Origin of the sequence: Klebsiella oxytoca NBRC 105695, assembly GCF_001598695.1 — a bacterium.
Taxonomy (GTDB): domain Bacteria; phylum Pseudomonadota; class Gammaproteobacteria; order Enterobacterales; family Enterobacteriaceae; genus Klebsiella; species Klebsiella oxytoca.
The window spans coordinates 60,873-82,324 of the sequence record NZ_BCZK01000003.1; the positions used below are offsets into that span (position 1 = coordinate 60,873).

19 protein-coding genes and 1 other annotated feature are annotated in these 21,452 nt (G+C 55.3%); of the genes, 15 read left to right on the forward strand and 4 right to left on the reverse strand.

Going from position 1 to position 21,452, the window contains the following annotated elements; all coding sequences use genetic code 11:
• Window positions 1-147 precede the first annotated feature (147 nt).
• Both recF and gyrB read left to right on the forward strand, forming a co-directional pair.
• Window positions 148-1,221 (forward strand): DNA replication/repair protein RecF, encoded by a 1,074-nt coding sequence (recF, locus tag KO1_RS06155; RefSeq protein ID WP_004107198.1) that lies wholly within the window; start codon window positions 148-150, stop codon window positions 1,219-1,221.
• A 28-nt stretch (window positions 1,222-1,249) separates the two neighbouring features.
• On the forward strand, window positions 1,250-3,664 hold the full coding sequence (gyrB, locus tag KO1_RS06160) for a DNA topoisomerase (ATP-hydrolyzing) subunit B (protein ID WP_004107195.1): 2,415 nt from the start codon (window positions 1,250-1,252) through the stop codon (window positions 3,662-3,664).
• Between the two features lie 32 nt (window positions 3,665-3,696).
• On the opposite strand, the gene KO1_RS06165 is transcribed toward gyrB, so the two are convergent.
• Window positions 3,697-4,632 carry a LysR family transcriptional regulator gene (locus tag KO1_RS06165; protein ID WP_023321815.1) on the reverse strand — a complete coding sequence of 312 codons (936 nt, stop codon included), beginning with the start codon at window positions 4,630-4,632 and terminating at the stop codon, window positions 3,697-3,699.
• Between the two features lie 107 nt (window positions 4,633-4,739).
• Between KO1_RS06165 and KO1_RS06170 the strand changes: the two genes are divergently transcribed.
• The 8 genes from KO1_RS06170 to KO1_RS06205 all read left to right on the forward strand — a co-directional run bounded on the left by KO1_RS06170 (window position 4,740) and on the right by KO1_RS06205 (window position 13,035).
• On the forward strand, window positions 4,740-5,765 hold the full coding sequence (locus KO1_RS06170) for a zinc-dependent alcohol dehydrogenase family protein (RefSeq protein ID WP_023321814.1): 1,026 nt from the start codon (window positions 4,740-4,742) through the stop codon (window positions 5,763-5,765).
• Between the two features lie 115 nt (window positions 5,766-5,880).
• Window positions 5,881-6,693 (forward strand): sugar-phosphatase, encoded by an 813-nt coding sequence (gene yidA, locus KO1_RS06175; RefSeq protein ID WP_004107186.1) that lies wholly within the window; start codon window positions 5,881-5,883, stop codon window positions 6,691-6,693.
• Window positions 6,694-6,936: 243 nt separating this feature from the next.
• Window positions 6,937-7,626, forward strand: a complete 690-nt coding sequence (gene dgoR / locus KO1_RS06180; RefSeq protein WP_004107184.1) for a D-galactonate utilization transcriptional regulator DgoR — start codon at window positions 6,937-6,939, stop codon at window positions 7,624-7,626.
• A complete protein-coding gene (locus KO1_RS06185) occupies window positions 7,623-8,498 on the forward strand; it encodes a 2-dehydro-3-deoxygalactonokinase (protein ID WP_023321813.1) in 876 nt (291 codons plus the stop codon). Before dgoR ends, KO1_RS06185 begins: the two co-directional genes overlap by 4 nt.
• Window positions 8,482-9,099, forward strand: coding sequence for a 2-dehydro-3-deoxy-6-phosphogalactonate aldolase (locus tag KO1_RS06190; protein ID WP_004107180.1), 618 nt, complete (start codon window positions 8,482-8,484; stop codon window positions 9,097-9,099). Before KO1_RS06185 ends, KO1_RS06190 begins: the two co-directional genes overlap by 17 nt.
• Window positions 9,096-10,244 (forward strand): galactonate dehydratase, encoded by a 1,149-nt coding sequence (gene dgoD, locus KO1_RS06195; RefSeq protein WP_004107175.1) that lies wholly within the window; start codon window positions 9,096-9,098, stop codon window positions 10,242-10,244. Before KO1_RS06190 ends, dgoD begins: the two co-directional genes overlap by 4 nt.
• 175 nt (window positions 10,245-10,419) lie before the next feature.
• On the forward strand, window positions 10,420-11,757 hold the full coding sequence (locus KO1_RS06200) for an MFS transporter (protein ID WP_071845034.1): 1,338 nt from the start codon (window positions 10,420-10,422) through the stop codon (window positions 11,755-11,757).
• Between the two features lie 51 nt (window positions 11,758-11,808).
• Window positions 11,809-13,035, forward strand: a complete 1,227-nt coding sequence (locus KO1_RS06205; protein WP_024274848.1) for a YidR family protein — start codon at window positions 11,809-11,811, stop codon at window positions 13,033-13,035.
• Window position 13,036: 1 nt separating this feature from the next.
• Here the strand turns inward: KO1_RS06205 and KO1_RS06210 are convergent, their stop codons facing one another.
• A complete protein-coding gene (locus tag KO1_RS06210) occupies window positions 13,037-13,369 on the reverse strand; it encodes a YceK/YidQ family lipoprotein (RefSeq protein WP_024274847.1) in 333 nt (110 codons plus the stop codon).
• Window positions 13,370-13,669: 300 nt separating this feature from the next.
• Window positions 13,670-13,744 (forward strand) — a sequence feature (ROSE (Repression Of Heat Shock gene Expression) occurs in the 5'-region of heat shock genes and acts as an RNA thermometer to modulate expression.).
• Here KO1_RS06210 and ibpA point away from each other — a divergent pair.
• From ibpA to KO1_RS06225, 3 genes are all read left to right on the forward strand, one after another.
• Complete coding sequence (gene ibpA / locus KO1_RS06215; RefSeq protein WP_004107169.1) at window positions 13,738-14,151, forward strand: small heat shock chaperone IbpA; 414 nt, start codon at window positions 13,738-13,740, stop codon at window positions 14,149-14,151. Its footprint overlaps the feature before it by 7 nt.
• A 116-nt stretch (window positions 14,152-14,267) precedes the next feature.
• On the forward strand, window positions 14,268-14,696 hold the full coding sequence (ibpB, locus tag KO1_RS06220; RefSeq protein WP_004107167.1) for a small heat shock chaperone IbpB: 429 nt from the start codon (window positions 14,268-14,270) through the stop codon (window positions 14,694-14,696).
• A gap of 196 nt (window positions 14,697-14,892) precedes the next feature.
• Complete coding sequence (locus KO1_RS06225; RefSeq protein WP_023321812.1) at window positions 14,893-16,554, forward strand: putative transporter; 1,662 nt, start codon at window positions 14,893-14,895, stop codon at window positions 16,552-16,554.
• Here KO1_RS06225 and KO1_RS06230 read toward each other — a convergent pair.
• Complete coding sequence (locus KO1_RS06230) at window positions 16,522-17,268, reverse strand: GntR family transcriptional regulator (RefSeq protein WP_023321811.1); 747 nt, start codon at window positions 17,266-17,268, stop codon at window positions 16,522-16,524. The two genes, KO1_RS06225 and KO1_RS06230, sit on opposite strands and share 33 nt — an antisense overlap.
• 341 nt (window positions 17,269-17,609) lie before the next feature.
• On the opposite strand from KO1_RS06230, the gene KO1_RS06235 reads away from it, so the two are divergent.
• Both KO1_RS06235 and KO1_RS06240 read left to right on the forward strand, forming a co-directional pair.
• Window positions 17,610-19,232 (forward strand): alpha-glucoside-specific PTS transporter subunit IIBC, encoded by a 1,623-nt coding sequence (locus tag KO1_RS06235; protein ID WP_023321810.1) that lies wholly within the window; start codon window positions 17,610-17,612, stop codon window positions 19,230-19,232.
• Complete coding sequence (locus tag KO1_RS06240; protein WP_004107159.1) at window positions 19,229-20,551, forward strand: 6-phospho-alpha-glucosidase; 1,323 nt, start codon at window positions 19,229-19,231, stop codon at window positions 20,549-20,551. The genes KO1_RS06235 and KO1_RS06240 overlap by 4 nt, the downstream gene beginning before the upstream one ends.
• Here the strand turns inward: KO1_RS06240 and KO1_RS06245 are convergent.
• Complete coding sequence (locus KO1_RS06245; protein WP_023321809.1) at window positions 20,548-21,441, reverse strand: helix-turn-helix transcriptional regulator; 894 nt, start codon at window positions 21,439-21,441, stop codon at window positions 20,548-20,550. The genes KO1_RS06240 and KO1_RS06245 overlap by 4 nt on opposite strands.
• Window positions 21,442-21,452 lie beyond the last annotated feature (11 nt).

Below are 21,452 nucleotides of genomic sequence, written 5' to 3' on the forward strand. Positions count from 1 at the left end.
ATCTGCAAAGGGGCTGGTTTACTTGCCATTTCGCCTTCCGGCAGTGCTCGAAATGCTCACGTACTTCGTGTACGCTCCGCTTTCTGCGCGCTGGCGGTAGACGAACTGGCTGCGACACCCACGCCCCTTGAATGATGACGAGCTGATATGTCGCTATCCCGACTTCTAATCAAAGACTTCCGCAATATTGAAAATGCGGATCTCGCCTTATCCCCCGGCTTTAACTTCCTGGTTGGCGCCAACGGCAGCGGCAAAACCAGCGTGCTTGAAGCTATCTATACGCTCGGCCACGGTCGGGCGTTTCGTAGCTTGCAGATTGGCCGCGTGATTCGTCACGAGCAGGAGTCATTTGTTCTGCACGGTCGCCTGCAGGGCGAAGAGCGAGAAGTCGCCATCGGTCTGACGAAAGATAAGCAGGGCGACAGCAAGGTTCGTATCGACGGCACTGACGGCCATAAAGTGGCGGAGCTGGCGCTTCTGATGCCGATGCAGCTGATTACGCCAGAGGGGTTTACTTTACTCAACGGCGGCCCCAAATACAGAAGAGCGTTCCTTGATTGGGGATGCTTCCACAACGAAGCCGGATTCTTTACCGCCTGGAGCAACCTGAAGCGCCTGGTGAAGCAGCGCAACGCCGCGCTGCGTCAGGTGAGTCGCTATGCCCAGCTGCGGCCATGGGATCTGGAGCTGATCCCGCTGGCGGAGCAAATCAGCCGCTGGCGCGCCGAATATAGCGCCGCTATTGTCGAAGATATGGCGGATACCTGTCGGCAGTTTTTACCTGAGTTCGCCCTCACCTTTTCTTTCCAGCGCGGCTGGGAGAAAGAAACGGATTATGCCGAGGTGCTGGAACGAAATTTCGAACGCGATCGCATGTTAACCTATACCGCGCACGGTCCGCACAAAGCGGATTTCCGCATTCGTGCCGACGGCGCGCCGGTAGAGGATACATTGTCGCGCGGGCAGCTTAAGCTGCTGATGTGCGCCCTGCGGCTGGCGCAAGGTGAGTTTTTGACCCGCGAGAGCGGGCGACGCTGCCTGTACCTGATAGATGATTTTGCCTCGGAACTCGACGACGCGCGGCGCGGGCTGCTGGCCAGCCGTTTAAAAGCCACGCAGTCGCAGGTTTTCGTCAGCGCCATTAGCGCTGAACACGTTATAGACATGTCGGACGAAAATTCGAAGATGTTTACCGTGGAAAAGGGTAAAATAGCGGATTAACCTAAGATTAAATGAGCGAGAAACGTTGATGTCGAATTCTTATGACTCCTCCAGTATCAAAGTCCTGAAAGGGCTGGATGCGGTGCGTAAGCGCCCGGGTATGTATATCGGCGACACGGATGACGGCACCGGTCTGCACCACATGGTATTCGAGGTTGTGGATAACGCTATCGACGAAGCGCTCGCAGGTTACTGTAAAGACATCGTTGTTACGATCCACAGCGATAACTCCGTCTCCGTACAGGATGACGGCCGCGGTATTCCAACCGGTATTCACCCGGAAGAGGGCGTGTCGGCGGCGGAAGTGATCATGACCGTTCTGCACGCAGGCGGTAAATTCGATGATAACTCCTATAAAGTTTCCGGCGGTCTGCACGGCGTAGGCGTTTCCGTTGTTAACGCCCTGTCGCAGAAGCTGGAGCTGGTTATTCAGCGCGATAACAAAATTCACCGTCAGGTTTATGCCCACGGCGTGCCGCAGGCTCCGCTGGCGGTTACCGGCGAAACCGAAAAAACCGGTACCATGGTGCGCTTCTGGCCGAGCTACGAAACCTTTACCAACGTTGTCGAATTCGAATACGAGATTCTGGCAAAACGCCTGCGCGAGCTGTCGTTCCTGAACTCCGGAGTGTCGATTCGCCTGCGCGACAAGCGCGACGGCAAAGAAGATCATTTCCACTACGAAGGCGGTATCAAAGCCTTTGTGGAATATCTGAACAAAAACAAAACGCCGATCCACCCGAATATTTTCTATTTCTCCACTGAAAAAGACGGTATCGGCGTTGAAGTTGCGCTGCAGTGGAACGACGGGTTCCAGGAAAATATCTACTGCTTTACCAACAATATCCCGCAGCGCGACGGCGGTACTCACCTGGCGGGCTTCCGTGCGGCGATGACGCGTACCCTGAACGCCTATATGGATAAAGAAGGCTACAGCAAAAAAGCGAAAGTCAGCGCTACCGGCGACGACGCCCGTGAAGGCCTGATTGCCGTGGTTTCCGTGAAGGTGCCGGATCCGAAATTCTCCTCGCAGACCAAAGACAAGCTGGTCTCCTCTGAGGTGAAATCGGCGGTCGAACAGCAGATGAACGAACTGCTGAACGAGTACCTGCTGGAAAACCCGTCTGACGCCAAAATCGTAGTGGGCAAAATCATCGATGCCGCCCGTGCGCGTGAAGCCGCGCGCCGCGCGCGTGAAATGACCCGCCGTAAAGGCGCGCTGGACCTGGCTGGCCTGCCGGGCAAACTGGCGGATTGCCAGGAACGCGACCCGGCACACTCTGAACTGTACTTAGTGGAAGGGGACTCTGCGGGCGGCTCTGCTAAGCAGGGGCGTAACCGTAAGAACCAGGCGATTTTGCCGCTGAAGGGGAAAATCCTCAACGTTGAGAAAGCGCGCTTTGACAAAATGCTCGCTTCGCAGGAAGTGGCGACGCTGATTACCGCGCTGGGCTGCGGCATTGGTCGCGACGAGTACAACCCGGACAAACTGCGCTACCATAGCATCATCATCATGACCGATGCGGACGTCGACGGCTCGCACATTCGTACGCTGCTGTTGACCTTCTTCTACCGTCAGATGCCGGAAATCGTTGAGCGCGGCCACGTCTATATTGCCCAGCCGCCGCTGTACAAAGTGAAGAAAGGCAAGCAAGAACAGTATATTAAAGACGATGAGGCGATGGATCAGTACCAAATCTCCATCGCGCTGGATGGCGCAACGCTGCACACCAACGCCAACGCGCCGGCCCTGGCCGGAGAGCCGCTGGAGAGACTGGTTGCCGAGTATAACGCCACGCAGAAAATGATTACGCGTATGGAACGTCGTTATCCTAAAGCGCTGCTCAAAGAGCTTATCTATCAGCCGACGCTCGCAGAGGCCGACCTGGCGAATGAGCAGACCGTGACGCGCTGGATCAACGCCCTGGTGAGCGAGCTGAATGAGAAAGAGCAGCACGGCAGCCAGTGGAAATTTGATGTCCGCGAGAACGCCGAGCTGCAGCAGTTTGAGCCGATCGTTCGCGTGCGTACCCACGGCGTGGATACCGATTATCCGCTGGATCATGAGTTTGTCACCGGGCCGGAATACCACCGTATCTGCGCGCTGGGCGAAACGCTGCGCGGTCTGATTGAAGAGGATGCCTTTATTGAGCGCGGCGAACGCCGTCAGCCGGTTGCCAGCTTTGAACAGGCGCTGGACTGGCTGGTGAAAGAGTCGCGCCGCGGCCTCTCTATCCAGCGCTATAAAGGTCTTGGCGAGATGAACCCGGATCAGCTGTGGGAAACCACTATGGACCCGGATAGCCGCCGCATGCTGCGCGTGACCGTGAAGGATGCGATTGCCGCTGACCAGCTGTTCACCACCCTGATGGGTGACGCCGTTGAACCGCGTCGTGCCTTTATCGAAGAGAACGCCCTCAAAGCGGCGAACATCGATATTTAATCGTCGTCTACAGCCCTACTCAGGCCGCGCGTTTAGCGCGGCTTTTTTGTGGGCGCAGGCATATCCAGCGATATCACGGACGGTAAACGGCTGGCGAGCATATCGACGGCAATTCTCACCCTCAGCGGTAGATGCGGCGTCTGTTGCCAGACCGCATGAACGTCGAAGCGCACATCCGGCGCCTGCTTTAAAAGCGGGACGAGTTTTCCCTGATGAATTTCTTTGCTGGCCATCCAGCAGGGCAGCCATGCAATGCCGTGGCCGGCCAGCGCAGCGTCGCAGATTGCCTGCAAATCATCCATATTGAGCGATGAACGGGGAGTAAAGGTGTGCGAGACTCCTTCTTTATCCATCAGCTGCCAGGATAGCACTCTGCCTGCTTGCAGATAGTTAATGGCCGCATGGTGGGGTAAATCATCAACGCTTTGTGGCAGACCCTTCTTCAGCAGGTAATCCGGCGCGGCGCACAGCACCATGCGGTGTTCTCCCAGCTTTCTGGCGACCAGAACGCTGCTGTCCTGAAGGGGGCCGTTACGCACCGCCATATCAAACCCTTCCTCGACGAGATCCACCACGCGATCGCTGAATGACATCTCCAGCTCGAGACCTGGGTGTTCCTGCGCAAGCTCGATCAGCAGGGGGGCCACGCACTGGCGACCAAACAGCACCGGCATGGCCACGCGCAGGCGGCCACTAACCTGCTGTTTCCCTGTTTCCAGCAGCGACTCTGCTCCACGAATTTCCTCCAGCGCGCGCTGACAACGTTCATAAAAAAGGGCGCCGTTGTCGGTCAGGCTTTGGCTGCGGGTCGTACGTTGAAACAGACGTACCCCCAACCGCTCTTCAAGCCGAGCGATACTCTTTCCTACCGCCGAGCGCGACAAATGCAAACGAATTGCGGCCTGAGCAAAACTTCCCGCCTCAACGGCGGCCACAAAAACCGGAATATCCTTCAGCGTATCGGTCATGGATTGTATCTTTTCAGTCACCAATAGAGGGAAAACTTATCGCCACTGGTTACCAATGGTCAACGGTAAACTGTCACTTCAAGCTTATTTGATGGCAGGAGTGAAAAATGACGCAGACAATGCAACGCTGGTCTATGGACGCCCTCGGGCGTGAGAACCTCAATCTTATTCAGGCGCCTGTTCCGCAGCCGGGCCCGGGTGAAGTCCGCGTGCGGGTGAATGCCGTTGCGCTCAACTATCGCGATAAGATGGTCATTGAAGGCACCATGCCTATTGCGCTTTCCTTCCCTTTTACGCCGGCGTCTGATATGGCGGGCGTGGTGGAGAGCACGGGTGAGGGCGTCACGCGTTTCAAACCCGGCGCTCGGGTGATCTCCACCTTTTTCCCGGAGTGGATCGACGGTAGACCAGCGTCAGATGCCCGCACTTTGCCTTATAAAACCACCGGCGGGTACTTCCAGGGCATGCTGGCTGAGTACGTGGTTGTGAATGAAAACTGGCTGGTGGCTGCACCGGAAACCCTTGATGATGCAGAAGCCAGCACGCTCCCTTGTGCAGGGCTTACCGCATGGTTCGCGCTGGTGGAACGCGGTCATTTACACGCCGGGCAATCGGTGCTGGTACAGGGGACGGGCGGTGTGGCGATATTCGCTTTGCAAATTGCAAAAGCACAGGGGGCAAAGGTTTTTGTCACATCAGGAAGTGATGAAAAACTGGCGCGGGCTAAACAACTTGGCGCCGATCATGGGATAAACCGGCTCAAAAGTGATTGGACGGAAGGAATTTACGAACTGACCGCCGATCGCGGCATCGATCATATTATTGAAACCGTTGGCGGGGAGAATCTGCGACATTCCCTGCGCGCCGTTGCGGTTCATGGTCGCATATCGGTCATTGGCGTGCTGGCCGGGAGTGAAATCTCGCTACCGGCTGGCGAACTGTTGCTGAAATCCCCGGTGATTCAGGGTATTGGTGTCGGGCACCGTCGTGCGCTGGAAGATTTCGTCCGCGCCGTTGACGTGACCGGGTTAAAACCGGTGATTGAACACCGTTACCGTTTTAACCAGCTTGAACAGGCGCTTGCACATCTCGATCGCGGGGCGTTTGGTAAAATCGTTCTGACCCGCGAGTAAGATCCCGGTCCCCGGGTTCTGCCTAAAAGAGGGTGTTCCGCTGCGTAATGTAGCTCTGTTTTTGTAGGCTTAATCGCGTTAGCATGAGTAAGGACTCATCTTACCCGGGGATTTCATGGCTATTAAACTAATCGCAATCGATATGGACGGCACGCTGCTGCTGCCTGACCATACCATCTCTCCTGCGGTGAAAACCGCGATTGCCGCAGCCCGCGAACGCGGCGTCAACGTGGTGTTAACCACCGGACGACCTTACGCAGGCGTGCACAGCTACCTGAAAGAACTGCATATGGAGCAGCCGGGAGATTACTGCATCACCTACAACGGCGCTTTAGTACAGAAGGCAAGCGACGGCAGTACCGTTGCGCAAACCGCGCTGGGCTACGACGACTATCGCTATCTGGAACAGCTGGCCCGTGATGTCGGCTCCCACTTCCACGCGCTGGATCGTAACACCCTGTATACCGCTAACCGCGATGTAAGCTATTACACGGTGCATGAATCCTACGTGGCGACAATCCCGCTGGTCTTCTGCGAAGCCGAAAATATGGATCCCAACATCCAGCTGTTGAAAGTGATGATGATCGATGAACCGGCCATTCTGGACCAGGCTATCGCCCGCATCCCGGCTGAAGTGAAAGAGAAATACACCGTGCTGAAAAGCGCGCCCTACTTCCTGGAAATCCTTGATAAACGCGTCACTAAAGGCACCGGCGTGAAATCGCTGGCCGATACGCTGGGTATCAAGCCGGAAGAGGTGATGGCGATTGGCGATCAGGAAAATGACATTGCAATGATCGAATATGCAGGCGTCGGCGTGGCGATGGACAACGCGATCCCTGCCGTCAAAGAAGCGGCAAACTTTATCACCAAATCCAATCTGGAAGACGGTGTGGCATATGCTATTGAAAAATATGTCTTAAACTAAAAATCGTTTTCTGAAAAACCCGCGTTTAACGCGGGTTTTTTTATACCCTGAGTTTACCCCGCCAGAAAATCTTCATGCCTGATTGTCGTTTTTGTGATCTAAATTGTAGTACAACATATTTGTATTGTACTACATTGTGCCCATGGCGATGACGAGTGGTATCACGTTAGTACTACAAAGTTGCGGTCAAATCCGCCTGTCGCGGTAAAGTAGAGAGGTACATCCAGAGCACAAGGACTCTCCATGACTCTCAATAAAACCGATCGCATCGTCATCACGCTGGGCAAGCAGATTGTCAGCGGTAAATACGTTCCCGGCTCTGCGCTGCCCGCGGAAGCCGAGCTGTGTGAGGAGTTTGCTACCTCGCGCAATATCATTCGCGAAGTGTTCCGGTCATTGATGGCCAGGCGACTGATTGAAATGAAGCGCTATCGCGGCGCATTCGTTGCCTCGCGCAACCAGTGGAATTATCTCGACACCGACGTTTTACAGTGGGTGCTGGAGAGCGATTACGACCCGCGGCTGATTAGCGCGATGAGCGAGGTACGTAATCTGGTTGAACCGGCGATAGCCCGCTGGGCGGCAGAGCGCGCAACATCGAGCGACCTGGCGCAAATAGAAGAAGCGCTCAACGACATGATCGCCAACAACCAGGACAGGGAAGCGTTTAACGAAGCGGATATTCGCTACCACGAGGCGGTGCTGCAGTCGGTACATAACCCGGTACTGCAACAGCTCAACGTGGCGATCAGCTCGCTACAGCGGGCGGTATTTGAAAGGACCTGGATGGGCGATGAGGCCAACATGCCGAAAACGCTCCAGGAACATAAGGCGCTGTTTGACGCCATCCGGCATCAGGACAGCGAAGCGGCGGAGCAGGCGGCGCTCACCATGATCGCCAGCTCGACACGAAGGTTAAAGGAAATCACATGACATCTCGCTACATCGCAATTGACTGGGGATCGACAAACCTGCGCGCCTGGCTTTATCAGGGCGAGCAGTGTCTGGAGAGCAGGCAATCTGAAGCAGGCGTTACGCGCCTGAACGGACACTCCCCCGCAGCGGTGTTTAGCGAAATAACCGCGGGCTGGCGCGACAGCGCTACCCCGGTAGTGATGGCGGGAATGGTCGGCAGTAATGTCGGCTGGAAGGCGGCGCCCTACCTGCCGGTTCCCGTCCATTTTTCCGCCATTGGCGAACAATTAACCGCCGTTAGCGACCAGATCTGGATTATTCCCGGACTCAGCGTCTCTCGCGACGATAACCATAATGTGATGCGCGGCGAAGAGACTCAGCTCCTCGGCGCGCGGGCAATAGCTCCTTCCTCCGTCTACGTTATGCCCGGCACCCACTGCAAATGGGTGCAGGCTGACCGCCAACAAATTAGCGACTTTCGCACGGTGATGACCGGCGAACTCCACCACCTGCTGCTGCGCCACTCGCTGGTCGGCGCCGGGTTACCGGAGCAGGTCTCAGCTCCTGACGCGTTTAACGCCGGGCTTGAGCGCGGCCTGCATTCGCCAGACATCCTGCCGCAGCTTTTTGAGGTACGCGCTGCGCACGTGCTGGGCTCACTGCCGCGCGAACAGGTGAGCGAATTTCTCTCCGGCCTGCTGATTGGCGCGGAAGTCGCCACCATGAGCGCACATTTCCACGATCGCCAGGTCACCCTCGTTGCCGGAGAGGCGCTGGCAGACCGCTATCAGCAGGCGCTTGGCGCTATTGGCCGTCAGGCAACCGTGGTGTCAGGCGACACCGCATTTCAGACCGGAATAAGGAGCATCGCCCATGCAGTGGCAAACTAAACTACCGCTTATCGCTATTCTGCGCGGCATTACGCCGGAAGAGGCGCTGGAACATGTCGGCGCCGTCATTGATGCTGGCTTCGACGCCGTTGAAATCCCGCTCAATTCTCCGCAGTGGGAAAAAAGCATTTCCGCCGTTGTTGAGGCTTATGGCGACAGAGCGCTGATAGGCGCGGGCACCGTACTTAAGCCTGAACGTGTGGACAGGCTTGCCGAAATGGGCTGCAGGCTTATCGTTACGCCCAATATTCAGCCAGAGGTGATTCGCCGCGCGGTGAGCTTCGGCATGACCGTTTGTCCCGGATGCGCGACGGCGACGGAAGCTTTTACCGCGCTGGATGCTGGCGCACAGGCTTTAAAAGTATTCCCTTCCTCGGCTTTTGGCCCTGACTACATCAAAGCGCTAAAAGCCGTTTTGCCGCCGGAGGTGCCCGTTTTCGCCGTGGGCGGCGTGACGCCGGAGAACCTGGCGCAGTGGCTAAAAGCCGGTTGTACCGGTGCCGGGCTGGGCAGCGATCTCTATCGCGCCGGGCAATCCGTAGAGCGTACCGCACGGCAGGCGGCAGCATTTGTTAAAGCGTATCGAGAGGCAGTGCAATGAAAATAACCAAACTCACCACGTATCGTTTACCCCCGCGCTGGATGTTTTTAAAAATTGAAACCGACGAAGGCGTGATTGGCTGGGGCGAGCCCGTGATTGAAGGGCGCGCGCGCACCGTGGAGGCTGCGGTGCATGAGCTCGGCGATTATCTGATAGGCCAGGATCCGGCGCAGATTAACGACCTGTGGCAGGTGATGTACCGCGCGGGCTTTTATCGCGGCGGCCCGATTTTAATGAGCGCCATCGCCGGTATCGACCAGGCCCTGTGGGATATTAAAGGCAAAGTGCTGAATGCCCCGGTCTGGCAGCTGATGGGGGGCCTGGTACGTGACAAAATCAAAGCCTACAGCTGGGTTGGCGGCGATCGGCCGGCAGAAGTGATTGACGGTATCAAAAAGTTGCGCGGAATTGGTTTTGATACCTTTAAATTAAATGGCTGCGAGGAGCTGGGGCTGATCGATAATTCTCGTGCGGTGGACGCTGCGGTGAATACCGTGGCGCAAATTCGCGAAGCGTTCGGCAATGAAATTGAATTTGGCCTCGATTTCCACGGTCGCGTGAGCGCGCCGATGGCGAAGGTACTTATCAAAGAGCTGGAGCAATATCGCCCGCTATTTATTGAAGAGCCGGTTCTTGCCGAGCAGGCAGAATACTATCCGCGGCTGGCGGCGCAAACCTCGATTCCTATTGCGGCGGGCGAACGCATGTTCTCGCGCTTCGAGTTTAAACGCGTGCTGGAAGCCGGTGGGCTGGCTATTCTGCAACCCGACCTGTCGCACGCCGGCGGTATTACCGAGTGCTATAAAATCGCTGGAATGGCTGAGGCCTATGACGTGGCGTTGGCGCCGCACTGCCCGCTGGGACCCATTGCGCTTGCCGCCTGTCTGCATGTCGATTTTGTCTCCTATAACGCCGTCTTCCAGGAACAAAGTATGGGCATTCACTATAACAAGGGCGCGGAATTACTCGACTTTGTAAAAAATAAAGAAGACTTCAATATGGAAGGCGGCTTCTTTAAACCATTAATGAAGCCAGGGCTTGGCGTAGAGATCGATGAAGCGCGGGTAATTGAATTAAGTCAAAATGCGCCGGACTGGCGTAATCCGTTGTGGCGGCATGAGGATGGTAGCGTCGCGGAATGGTAAATGCTCTTCATATTTCACGCCACAGGTGCGTTGGCTGCGATTGCGCACCCCGGTCACTTACTAATGTAAGCTCCCGGGGATTTGCAATCTTGCCGCCTTCCTGCAACGTGAACTATTTAGAGCATTCGTAAGCAAAAATATAAATTTTAAACACACCCTCTGTAAATTACCGGGCATGGTGAGCGGCTTCGCTATGCCCAAAATCTGGAGACAGATTGCGATGGATATTTCAGTTACAGCTGCAAAACCCGGGCGTCGTCGTTATTTGACGCTGATTATGATCTTTATTACCGTGGTGATTTGTTATGTTGATCGCGCCAACCTTGCCGTGGCATCGGCGCATATTCAGGAAGAGTTTGGTATTACCAAAGCGGAAATGGGATATGTATTTTCCGCCTTCGCGTGGCTGTATACGCTTTGCCAGATCCCCGGCGGTTGGTTCCTTGACCGCGTGGGATCGCGACTAACCTACTTTATCGCTATTTTTGGCTGGTCAGTGGCGACACTACTGCAGGGATTTGCCACGGGACTGATGTCGTTGATTGGTCTGCGCGCGATTACCGGGATCTTTGAAGCCCCGGCTTTTCCCACTAATAATCGCATGGTGACCAGCTGGTTTCCGGAGCACGAGCGCGCATCAGCCGTCGGTTTTTACACTTCAGGACAGTTTGTCGGGCTGGCATTCCTGACCCCGCTATTAATCTGGATTCAGGAAATGCTGAGCTGGCACTGGGTATTTATCGTTACCGGTGCTATCGGGATAATATGGTCTTTAATTTGGTTTAAGGTTTATCAGCCGCCGCGTCTGACAAAAAGTATCAGCAAAGCCGAACTGGATTATATTCGCGACGGCGGTGGCCTGGTAGACGGCGATGCGCCTGTTAAAAAAGAGGCGCGGCAGCCGCTGACCAAAGCCGACTGGAAGCTGGTATTCCATCGCAAACTAATCGGCGTTTACCTCGGGCAGTTTGCCGTAACCTCCACGCTGTGGTTCTTCCTGACCTGGTTCCCTAACTATCTGACCCAGGAAAAGGGGATTACGGCGCTGAAAGCGGGCTTTATGACAACGGTGCCGTTCCTTGCCGCCTTTGTTGGCGTGCTGCTCTCCGGGTGGCTGGCGGACAGGCTGGTCCGAAAAGGCTTCTCGTTAGGCGCCGCGCGTAAAACGCCAATTATCTGCGGACTGCTGATCTCGACCTGCATCATGGGGGCGAACTACACCAACGATCCGGTGTGGATTATGATCCTGATGGCGCTGGCCTTCTTCGGCAACGGCTTCGCTTCCATTACCTGGTCGTTGGTATCGTCGCTTGCGCCGATGCGGCTTATCGGGCTGACCGGCGGTATGTTTAATTTCGTCGGCGGGCTGGGCGGTATCACCGTTCCGCTGGTGGTGGGTTATCTGGCCCAGGACTATGGTTTTGCGCCTGCGCTGGTTTATATTTCCGTTATTGCGCTGATTGGCGCGCTCTCTTACATCCTGCTGGTGGGGGATGTCAAACGCGTAGGCTAATTCTTTCCGATACGATACCCTGATGCGAAAGTCTCGCATCAGGGTATGTTTATGAAACAAGTCACCTTTGCTCCCCGTCATCATCAGTTGACCAACACTCGCACCTGGACGGCAGACAGCCGCTGGCTGGTCTTTGACGTTCGCCCTTCTGGCGCTTCCTTTACCGGCGAAACCATCGAGCGGGTGAATGTCGATACGGGAGACGTTGAGATCCTCTACCGTGCCGGGCAAGGCGCATACGTTGGCGTGGTGACCGTTCATCCATCGGTAGATAAATATGTCTTCATCCACGGCCCGGAAAACCCTGACGAGGGCTGGCATTACGATTTCCACCATCGTCGCGGCGTGGTGACGTACCAGGGAGAAACCCACAACCTGGATGCGATGGATATTACCGCTCCCTATACTCCCGGCGCGCTGCGCGGCGGCAGTCATGTGCATGTTTTCAGTCCGAACGGTGAATTTGTCAGCTTTACCTATAACGACCACGTGCTGCATGAACGCGATCCGGCGCTGGATTTGCGCAACGTTGGCGTGGCGGTTCCCTATGGCCCGGTAGTACCGCGTGGCGATCATCCACGTGAATACGGCGGCAGCCACTGGAGCGTGCTGGTCAGCCGTACAACGCCAACCCCGGCGCCGGGCAGCGACGAGATTAATCGCGCCTATGAAGAGGGATGGGTGGGCAACGGGGCGCTGGCGTTTATTGGCGATACGCTGGCGATAAATGGCGACAAAGTGCCGGAGCTGTTTATTGTCGAACTGCCGGAGAGCGAACGGGGCTGGAAGCAAGCGGGTGATGCGCCGCTGGCAGGAACGCAAACCACGATGCCGGCGCCTCCTGCCGGCGTTGTTCAGCGTCGCTTAACGTTTACCCACCAACGCCGTTATCCAGGGCTGGTGACTACGCCCCGTCATTGGGTACGCGCCAATCCGTCGGCGACGGACATCGCTTTTCTGATGCGCGATGAGGCTGGCGTGGTGCAAATGTGGCTCATTTCGACGCGGGGGGACGGGCTGCGGCAGTTGACCCACAACCGCTCCGATATCCAGTCGGCGTTTAACTGGCATCCCTCAGGAAAATGGCTGGGCTTTGTGCTGGAAAACCGCATCGCGATCTGTGACGCGCAGAACGGGGAAATCGACTTTTTGACCGATGAGCATGCCCATCCGCCATCGGCCGATGCGATCGTCTTTTCGCCAGACGGCAAACAGCTTGCCTGGATGGAGGAGGTGGACGGTTACCGCCAGCTCTGGGTAACCGAAACGGCGCGCTAAATCAGGGGGTTGGCATCCGCGCTGGCGGGATCACGGAATTGGTCGCCAGCGTCTCTTCCTCGCTCTTTTCCACGCGCGATTTCACCGAACTGTCGGTACGGAACATATCCCACGGCAGCAGCAGCGTGTCCATGACCGCCGTGAGCGGCATATCCAACGCCACCAGCGATTTCGTGCCCCAGTTTGCGTCGCTATCCCCGAGCATCTGCGCGCTGGCGCGCGTTCCAGGATAGGTTCCTTCCTTGCCGCCAGTATGTGACATCACGCTGGAGCAACCGCCCAAACTTATTATCCCGCCGAACAGGACCAGCTTTAAAAGACCGTTTTTCATCATTCTTCCGTCATCGTTACGGGCGTTGATAGAACCTTCGAAGTACAACCTCATTCAGAATGCGGCCAGCAGGGAAGCAGTCTGAAGAATGGCGTACCTATCGGTTATATCGGGCCATTCCATGGATGCATAGTGCCATTGCGCTGCACTGTGGCAGGCGTCGCACTTTGCCTTTTGTGCTGTCACTCCAGTCTAAGCAATAGACTGCAAACTGCAAAAAATTTTGCCTTTTTCCCCTTGAAAAGACCATGGATATACCCATTTTAGGAATGTGTCTCCCTGAGAATACGCCGAATGGGTATTCCGGGTAATAACGGCCTGTCCATGATGGAAGGTCAGATAATTCTCGCTGATTTCAGGAGCTATGTATTATGCGTAATTTCGATCTCTCCCCGCTGTATCGTTCTGCTATTGGTTTCGACCGCCTTTTCAATCTGTTAGAAAATAATCAAAGCCAGAGCAATGGCGGCTACCCTCCGTACAACGTTGAGTTAGTAGACGAGAACAACTACCGCATCGCGATTGCCGTTGCCGGTTTTGCCGAGAGCGAACTGGAAATTACCGCCCAGGATAATCTGCTTATTGTAAAAGGCGCCCATGCCGGCGAGCAGAAAGAGCGTACCTACCTGTATCAGGGCATCGCTGAGCGCAACTTTGAGCGTAAATTCCAGCTCGCAGAAAATATTCATATTCGCGGCGCCAACCTGGTAAACGGTCTGCTGTATATCGACCTTGAGCGCGTTATTCCTGAAGCGAATAAACCGCGCCGTATCGAAATCAACTAATTTGATGGGCCGCGAAGGCGGCCCGGTATTGCTGAAAACAGTGCCCGCCGTCAGGGGGCAAAGGCGAATCCGCAGGATTTGCAAACATCCACTCGCTTCTTAGAAGGAGAAAGACTATGCGTAACTACGATTTATCCCCGCTTCTGCGTCAATGGATCGGTTTTGACAAACTGGCCAACGCGCTGCAAACCGCCGGTGAAAGCCAGAGCTTCCCGCCTTATAACATTGAAAAAAGTGACGATAACCACTATCGCATTACCCTTGCGCTGGCCGGTTTCCGTCAGGAAGATTTGGATATCCAGCTTGAAGGCACGCGCCTGACGGTAAAAGGCGCGCCGCAGCAGCCGGAAAAAGAGACCAAATGGCTGCACCAGGGGCTGGTTAACCAGGCATTTAGCCTGAGCTTCACGCTCGCCGAAAATATGGAAGTCTCCGGGGCAACCTTTACTAACGGCCTGCTGCATATCGATTTGACCCGCAACGAGCCGGAACAGATCGCCCCGCAGCGCATCGCCATCAGCGAGCGCCCTGCGTTACAGAGCTAATTAAGCGAATCACTTATAAGGCCCCGATTTTCGGGGCTTTTTTGTGCGTGATACACATTACTTTGTCCTTTCTTGTTGTGTTCAACAAAATGGTCGTTGGCTGATCCCGTGATTATTGTGCGCCAGGCGGCATACAGCCTGGTGACTACCGGTCATAATCCTCATTGTGCGTAATGTTATACACAGGGAAGAGACGATGAGTGATATAGCATTGACCGTTAGCGTATTGGCGCTGGTGGCGGTAGTCGGATTGTGGATCGGCAATGTAAAAGTGCGCGGTGTCGGCTTCGGTATCGGAGGCGTGCTGTTTGGCGGTATTATCGTCGGCCACTTTGTAGACCAGGCGGGCATTACGCTCAGTAGCCCCATGCTGCACTTTATTCAGGAATTCGGCCTGATCCTCTTCGTGTACACCATCGGGATCCAGGTGGGGCCGGGCTTCTTCGCTTCGCTGCGCGTCTCTGGCCTGCGGCTTAACCTGTTCGCCATTCTGATTGTGATTCTCGGCGGTCTGGTTACCGCGGTCCTGCATAAACTGTTCGATATTCCTCTCCCCGTGGTGCTCGGGATCTTTTCCGGTGCGGTAACCAACACGCCTGCGCTGGGGGCCGGGCAGCAGATCCTGCGCGACCTTGGCGTGCCGCTTGATACCGTCGACCAGATGGGTATGAGCTACGCCATGGCCTATCCATTCGGTATTTGCGGCATTTTGCTGACCATGTGGCTGGTCCGGCTGTTCTTCCGCATCAACGTTGAGAAAGAGGCTCAGCAATTTGATGAAAACAGCGGCAATGGCCATGCACATCTCCAGACCATCAACGTGCGGGTTGAAAACCCCAACCTGAACAATATGGCGATTCAGGATGTGCCGATGCTTAACAGCGACAAGCTGATCTGCTCGCGTCTCAAGCGCGAGGAGATGCTGATGGTGCCCGCGCCGAATACCCTGATTCAGCTTGGGGACCTGCTGCACCTGGTCGGGCGACCGGAGGATTTGCATAACGCTCAGCTGGTGATTGGCAAGGAAGTTTCCACTTCGCTCTCCACTCGCGGTACCGATCTGAAAGTCGAGCGCGTGGTGGTGACCAACGAAAAAGTATTGGGTAAACGCATTCGCGATCTGCACTTTAAGCAGCGCTATGATGTGGTGATCTCGCGGCTCAATCGCGCCGGGGTTGAACTGGTCGCCAGCAGCCATGCCAGCCTGCAGTTCGGCGATATTCTTAACCTCGTCGGCCGCCCGGAGGCGATTGATGCGGTAGCCGCCGAGCTGGGCAACGCCCAGCAAAAACTGCAGCAGGTGCAGATGCTGCCGGTATTTATCGGCATCGGCCTGGGCGTGCTGCTGGGCTCCATTCCGCTGTTTATTCCGGGATTCCCGGCGGCGCTGAAGCTGGGTCTGGCAGGCGGGCCGCTGATTATGGCCCTGATCCTCGGACGTATCGGCAGCATCGGTAAGCTGTACTGGTTTATGCCGCCCAGCGCCAACCTTGCGCTGCGCGAACTGGGCATCGTGCTGTTCCTCGCGGTGGTTGGCCTGAAATCCGGCGGCGATTTTGTCGCGACGCTGATTGAAGGCGACGGGATGAGCTGGATTGTCTACGGCATCTTTATCACCGCGATACCGCTGCTGACGGTGGGTATTCTGGCGCGCATCCTGGCGAAGATGAACTACCTGACCCTGTGCGGGATGCTGGCCGGCTCAATGACCGACCCTCCGGCGCTGGCGTTTGCCAATAACCTGCATGCCACCAGCGGCGCGGCGGCGCTCTCCTACGCGACCGTTTATCCGCTGGTTATGTTCTTACGTATTATTACCCCGCAGCTACTGGCGGTGCTGTTCTGGGGGGTAGGGTAACGGGTGCTCCGTCTGGACGCGCCGCAGATGGTAGTCCACCTGATATTCGCTGGCGTTACGGAACATCACCGAGTAGTTAAGAAATTCGCCGCTGTCGCTGTAGGAAAGGGAGGTTATACGCAGCAGCGGCGTCTGTTCCGGCACGTTCATCGACTGCGCCAGCTGCCTGTCCGCCAGCACTGGCGACAGCGTTTCATAGTTACCGCTAATGGTTATTCCGCACTCCTTCTCAATGTAATCGAACTTCGATCCCTCCAGGTGCACCAGCGACAGATTGCGAAACAACTTTACCGGCATATAGCTGTCCTCCAGCATTAGCGGCTTGCCATCGACATAGCGTACCCGGCGCGAGAAGTAGATCCGTTCATCAATTTGTATCCGCAGCAGGCTGGCGATAGCCGGGGGCGCGGGCATCACCTCAAAAACCAATACCCGGCTGACCACCTCTTTGCCGTGCTTGCGCAGCACTTCGGCCAGTCCGGTTAGATTGCTGGTTTCATGATGCAGGTCTTTGCGGGCGACATAGGTGCCGGAGCCGTGCCGACGCACCACCAGTCCCCAGCTGACCAGCAGATCGATGGCTTTGCGGATGGTCATGCGCGCAACGCCGAACTCTTCCGCCAGCTTTTTTTCGCTCGGTAGCGGGCTGCCAATATCGAAATCGGAAGAATTAAGCCGTAAACGTAATCTGTCGGCGATAGATTTGTAGATCACCAGTAGACCTCTATTAACGTTGTCACCATTCATGTCAGATAAAAAATTATCTATAAAAAACAAATTAATACTTAGAAAAAGAAAATATTAATCAGGCTGATGTAAACGCCATAATTCATCATGTCTAATTTTTTATGAGAAAGTAGACAACATTGATGTAATTAAAACCATGAAAGCGATCACGAATCGCAACGGCGCCGCATGTTGCCGCTCGGGCAAATTTCTATTCTCGTCCCAGGCCAGTACCAATAGTTACCCTGAATTATTCACCATTGTTCGTGGAGCATGCCGGGTATCAATAAGGCCACTCACCCTATAAGTTGTTACATGAGGATTTTCAAATGCTCAGTCAAATACAACGCTTTGGCGGCGCCATGTTTACCCCGGTTTTACTCTTTCCTTTCGCCGGGATCGTGGTGGGTATCGCCATTATGTTGCGTAACCCGATGTTCGTCGGCGAAGCGCTCACAGCACCCGATAGTTTATTTGCTCAGATCGTTTACATCATTGAAGAGGGCGGCTGGACCGTCTTTCGTAATATGCCGCTGATTTTTGCCGTCGGTTTGCCGATCGGCCTGGCGAAACAAGCTCAGGGCCGGGCTTGTCTGGCGGTACTGGTCAGCTTCATGACCTGGAATTATTTCATCAACGCCATGGGGATGACCTGGGGCCACTTCTTCGGCGTCGACTTCTCCGTTGAACCAACGGCAGGCAGCGGCCTGACGATGATGGCCGGGATAAAAACGCTCGATACCAGCATTATTGGCGCGATCGTTATCTCCGGGCTGGTGACCGCCCTGCATAACCGCTACTTCGATAAACCGCTGCCGGTGTTTCTGGGGATTTTCCAGGGCTCCTCGTTTGTGGTGATTGTCGCCTTCCTGGCGATGATTCCCTGCGCCTGGCTGACGCTGTTGGGATGGCCAAAAGTGCAGATGGGTATCGAATCCCTGCAGGCCTTTTTACGCTCGGCCGGGGCGCTGGGCGTCTGGGTCTATATCTTCCTTGAACGTATCCTGATCCCGACCGGTTTACACCACTTCGTCTACGGACCGTTTATTTTCGGCCCGGCGGTAGTGGAAAGCGGTATTCAGGTTTACTGGGCGCAGCATTTACATGAATTCAGCCAGAGTACCGTGGCGCTGAAAACCCTGTTCCCGGAAGGCGGATTCGCGCTGCACGGTAACTCGAAGGTCTTTGGTTCCGTGGGGATCGCGCTGGCGCTCTACTACACCGCAGCACCGGAAAACCGCGTGAAAGTCGCCGGTCTGCTGATTCCTGCCACCTTGACCGCCGTACTGGTGGGAATAACCGAGCCGTTAGAGTTCACCTTCCTGTTTATCTCGCCGCTGCTGTTTGCCGTCCATGCGGTGCTGGCGGCCACTATGGCGACGGTGATGTATATCTGCGGCGTGGTCGGCAACTTTGGCGGCGGCCTGCTCGACCAGTTCCTGCCGCAAAACTGGATCCCGATGTTCCACAACCACGCGTCGATGATGTTTATCCAGATAGGCGTTGGCGCATGCTTCACCGCGATCTACTTCGTTATCTTCCGCACTCTGATTCTGCGCCTGAACCTGAAAACGCCGGGCCGTGAAGAGAGTGAAATTAAGCTCTACAGCAAAGCGGATTACCAGGCCGCGCGCGGCAAAACCAGCGTTGCGGGGGCTACAGATACCAAACTGGGCCAGGCCGCCGGCTTCCTGCAGGCGCTGGGCGGAGCGGGCAACATCGAGAGCATCAATAACTGCGCCACCCGGCTGCGCATTGCGCTGGTCGATATGGCGAAGACCCAAAGCGACGACGTCTTTAAAGCGCTGGGCGCCCACGGCGTAGTCCGCCGCGGCAACGCAATTCAGGTCATCGTCGGCCTGCACGTTCCTCAGGTCCGCGACCAGCTGGAAACCCTGATAAAAGATTCTCTACAGACCGAACAAACCACCATGACGGAGGCAGTATCATGAAAAAATTCTCAGTTGTTATCGCAGGCGGCGGCAGTACCTTCACCCCGGGCATCGTGCTGATGCTGTTAGCGAACCAGGATCGCTTCCCGCTGCGGTCGTTGAAATTTTACGACAACGACGGCGCGCGTCAGGAGACCATCGCCGAGGCGTGCAAAGTCATTCTCAAAGAGCAGGCGCCGGATATCGCGTTCAGCTACACCACTGACCCGCAGGCGGCCTTTACCGACGTTGATTTCGTGATGGCGCATATCCGCGTGGGCAAATATCCGATGCGTGAAAAAGATGAAAAAATTCCGCTGCGTCACGGTGTGCTGGGGCAGGAAACCTGCGGTCCTGGCGGTATCGCCTACGGTATGCGCTCCATCGGCGGCGTTCTGGAACTGGTGGACTATATGGAAAAATATTCGCCAAACGCCTGGATGCTGAACTACTCCAACCCGGCGGCCATTGTGGCGGAAGCGACCCGTCGCCTGCGTCCGAACGCTAAAATTCTCAACATCTGCGATATGCCGATCGGTATCGAAGGGCGCATGGCGCAAATCGTGGGTCTTAAGGACCGCAAACAGATGCGCGTGCGCTACTACGGTCTGAATCACTTCGGCTGGTGGACCTCGATTGAAGATTTACAGGGCAACGATCTGATGCCGAAACTGCGCGAACATGTGGCGAAATTCGGCTATGTGCCGCCGTCAAACGACCCGCATACCGAGGCCAGCTGGAACGATACCTTCGCCAAGGCGAAGGACGTGCAGGCGCTGGATCCGGATACGATGCCCAATACTTACCTCAAGTATTATTTGTTCCCGGACTACGTCGTGGCGCACTCTAACCCGGAACGTACCCGCGCCAACGAGGTGATGGATCATCGCGAGAAAAACGTCTTTAGCGCCTGCCGGGCCATTATTGAGGCCGGTAACTCATCCGCGGGGGATCTGGAAATTGACGAACATGCTTCCTATATCGTCGATCTGGCGGCGGCAATTGCTTTTAATACCCAGGAACGCATGCTGTTGATTGTGCCGAACAACGGCGCGATTCATAACTTCGATGCCGATGCGATGGTGGAAATTCCGTGCCTGGTTGGCCACAACGGACCGGAGCCGCTGACGGTTGGCGATATTCCGCACTTCCAGAAAGGGATGATGAGCCAGCAGGTCGCGGTGGAAAAACTGGTGGTGGATGCCTGGGAACAGCGTTCTTACCATAAGCTATGGCAGGCGATTGCGCTGTCGAAAACCGTGCCGAGCGCATCGGTCGCCAAAGCGATTCTTGATGACCTGATCGCGGCCAATAAAGAGTACTGGCCGGAACTGCATTAATCCTGCTGACCGGCATCCATAGGGTGCCGGTCATTCATTTTTAGTACCGCTGAGGGCGCATAGCCGAAGCGGCGTTTAAACGCCTTGCTAAAATGAAAGGAGTCGAAGAAGTTCAGCATCTCCGCCACCTTACCCACCGTATTCCCCTCCTGCTTTAATAGCGACTGCGCCAGCTCAAGCTGGGCGTTAAGGTAATACTCCTTTGGCGTTTTGCCGGTATGACGCAAAAAGAGGCGCCGCAGCCAGGGTTCGCTGCACTGCATAGCATCAGCCATATCGGCTACGCTCCAGCGCTTTTGCGGATTAGCGTGTAGAGCGGCAATCAGTTTTTCCAGCTTTTGCAGTTGACGATCTTTTTTGCCATTTTCGGCGATCAGGCAAATCCATTGATAAATGATTTTCGTGAGGTAGGCGACGGCCAGATTATTCTTTAGCGGATCGCGGTCAGCAATCAATAAGGCCACTTCATTGAGTTCCTTATTAAAAATATCGGCGTGATAAATAGTGCCGATTTGTAATACCGGAACAGGCATCAGCGTAGTAGGAATAAATTCCATCCAGTATTGTTCCCAGACCAATCCGGCGCAGTGATAGGATTTGATCTCGATGGGTTTTAAGAATATGACGCAGTTACCGTTTAAGGTTATTTCAGTGTGGTCTCTGAGATATATTTTACCACATCCCTGGAGCGTATATATCGCCACCCACGAGTTGGCGATAAGCGGTTTCTTTTTATCGCGCGGCCAGCTGACCCGGTAGCTTTCATCGGCCAGGGTATGCCATAGCGAGAGCAGTGAAATCCCGCTTGAGATCACATTTTCTTCCAGAACTAACGGAATGTTATACGTAGTTTCGTTTTTTACATGCGAAATCTGTATTTTTCCATTCATTTTAATTTCCC

What these genes read in the sequence shown, in the direction of transcription:
- KO1_RS06210 (WP_024274847.1), bottom strand. Translation starts at nt 13,369, where the DNA reads ATGATGAAAAACGGTCTTTTAAAGCTGGTCCTGTTCGGCGGGATAATA.
- KO1_RS06245 (WP_023321809.1), bottom strand. Translation starts at nt 21,441, where the DNA reads ATGAATGGAAAAATACAGATTTCGCATGTAAAAAACGAAACTACGTAT.
- KO1_RS06165 (WP_023321815.1), bottom strand. Translation starts at nt 4,632, where the DNA reads ATGACCGATACGCTGAAGGATATTCCGGTTTTTGTGGCCGCCGTTGAG.
- yidA (WP_004107186.1), top strand. Translation starts at nt 5,881, where the DNA reads ATGGCTATTAAACTAATCGCAATCGATATGGACGGCACGCTGCTGCTG.
- dgoD (WP_004107175.1), top strand. Translation starts at nt 9,096, where the DNA reads ATGAAAATAACCAAACTCACCACGTATCGTTTACCCCCGCGCTGGATG.
- dgoR (WP_004107184.1), top strand. Translation starts at nt 6,937, where the DNA reads ATGACTCTCAATAAAACCGATCGCATCGTCATCACGCTGGGCAAGCAG.
- KO1_RS06235 (WP_023321810.1), top strand. Translation starts at nt 17,610, where the DNA reads ATGCTCAGTCAAATACAACGCTTTGGCGGCGCCATGTTTACCCCGGTT.
- recF (WP_004107198.1), top strand. Translation starts at nt 148, where the DNA reads ATGTCGCTATCCCGACTTCTAATCAAAGACTTCCGCAATATTGAAAAT.
- KO1_RS06205 (WP_024274848.1), top strand. Translation starts at nt 11,809, where the DNA reads ATGAAACAAGTCACCTTTGCTCCCCGTCATCATCAGTTGACCAACACT.
- KO1_RS06190 (WP_004107180.1), top strand. Translation starts at nt 8,482, where the DNA reads ATGCAGTGGCAAACTAAACTACCGCTTATCGCTATTCTGCGCGGCATT.
- KO1_RS06200 (WP_071845034.1), top strand. Translation starts at nt 10,420, where the DNA reads ATGGTGAGCGGCTTCGCTATGCCCAAAATCTGGAGACAGATTGCGATG.
- KO1_RS06170 (WP_023321814.1), top strand. Translation starts at nt 4,740, where the DNA reads ATGACGCAGACAATGCAACGCTGGTCTATGGACGCCCTCGGGCGTGAG.
- KO1_RS06225 (WP_023321812.1), top strand. Translation starts at nt 14,893, where the DNA reads ATGAGTGATATAGCATTGACCGTTAGCGTATTGGCGCTGGTGGCGGTA.
- KO1_RS06240 (WP_004107159.1), top strand. Translation starts at nt 19,229, where the DNA reads ATGAAAAAATTCTCAGTTGTTATCGCAGGCGGCGGCAGTACCTTCACC.
- KO1_RS06185 (WP_023321813.1), top strand. Translation starts at nt 7,623, where the DNA reads ATGACATCTCGCTACATCGCAATTGACTGGGGATCGACAAACCTGCGC.
- gyrB (WP_004107195.1), top strand. Translation starts at nt 1,250, where the DNA reads ATGTCGAATTCTTATGACTCCTCCAGTATCAAAGTCCTGAAAGGGCTG.
- ibpB (WP_004107167.1), top strand. Translation starts at nt 14,268, where the DNA reads ATGCGTAACTACGATTTATCCCCGCTTCTGCGTCAATGGATCGGTTTT.
- ibpA (WP_004107169.1), top strand. Translation starts at nt 13,738, where the DNA reads ATGCGTAATTTCGATCTCTCCCCGCTGTATCGTTCTGCTATTGGTTTC.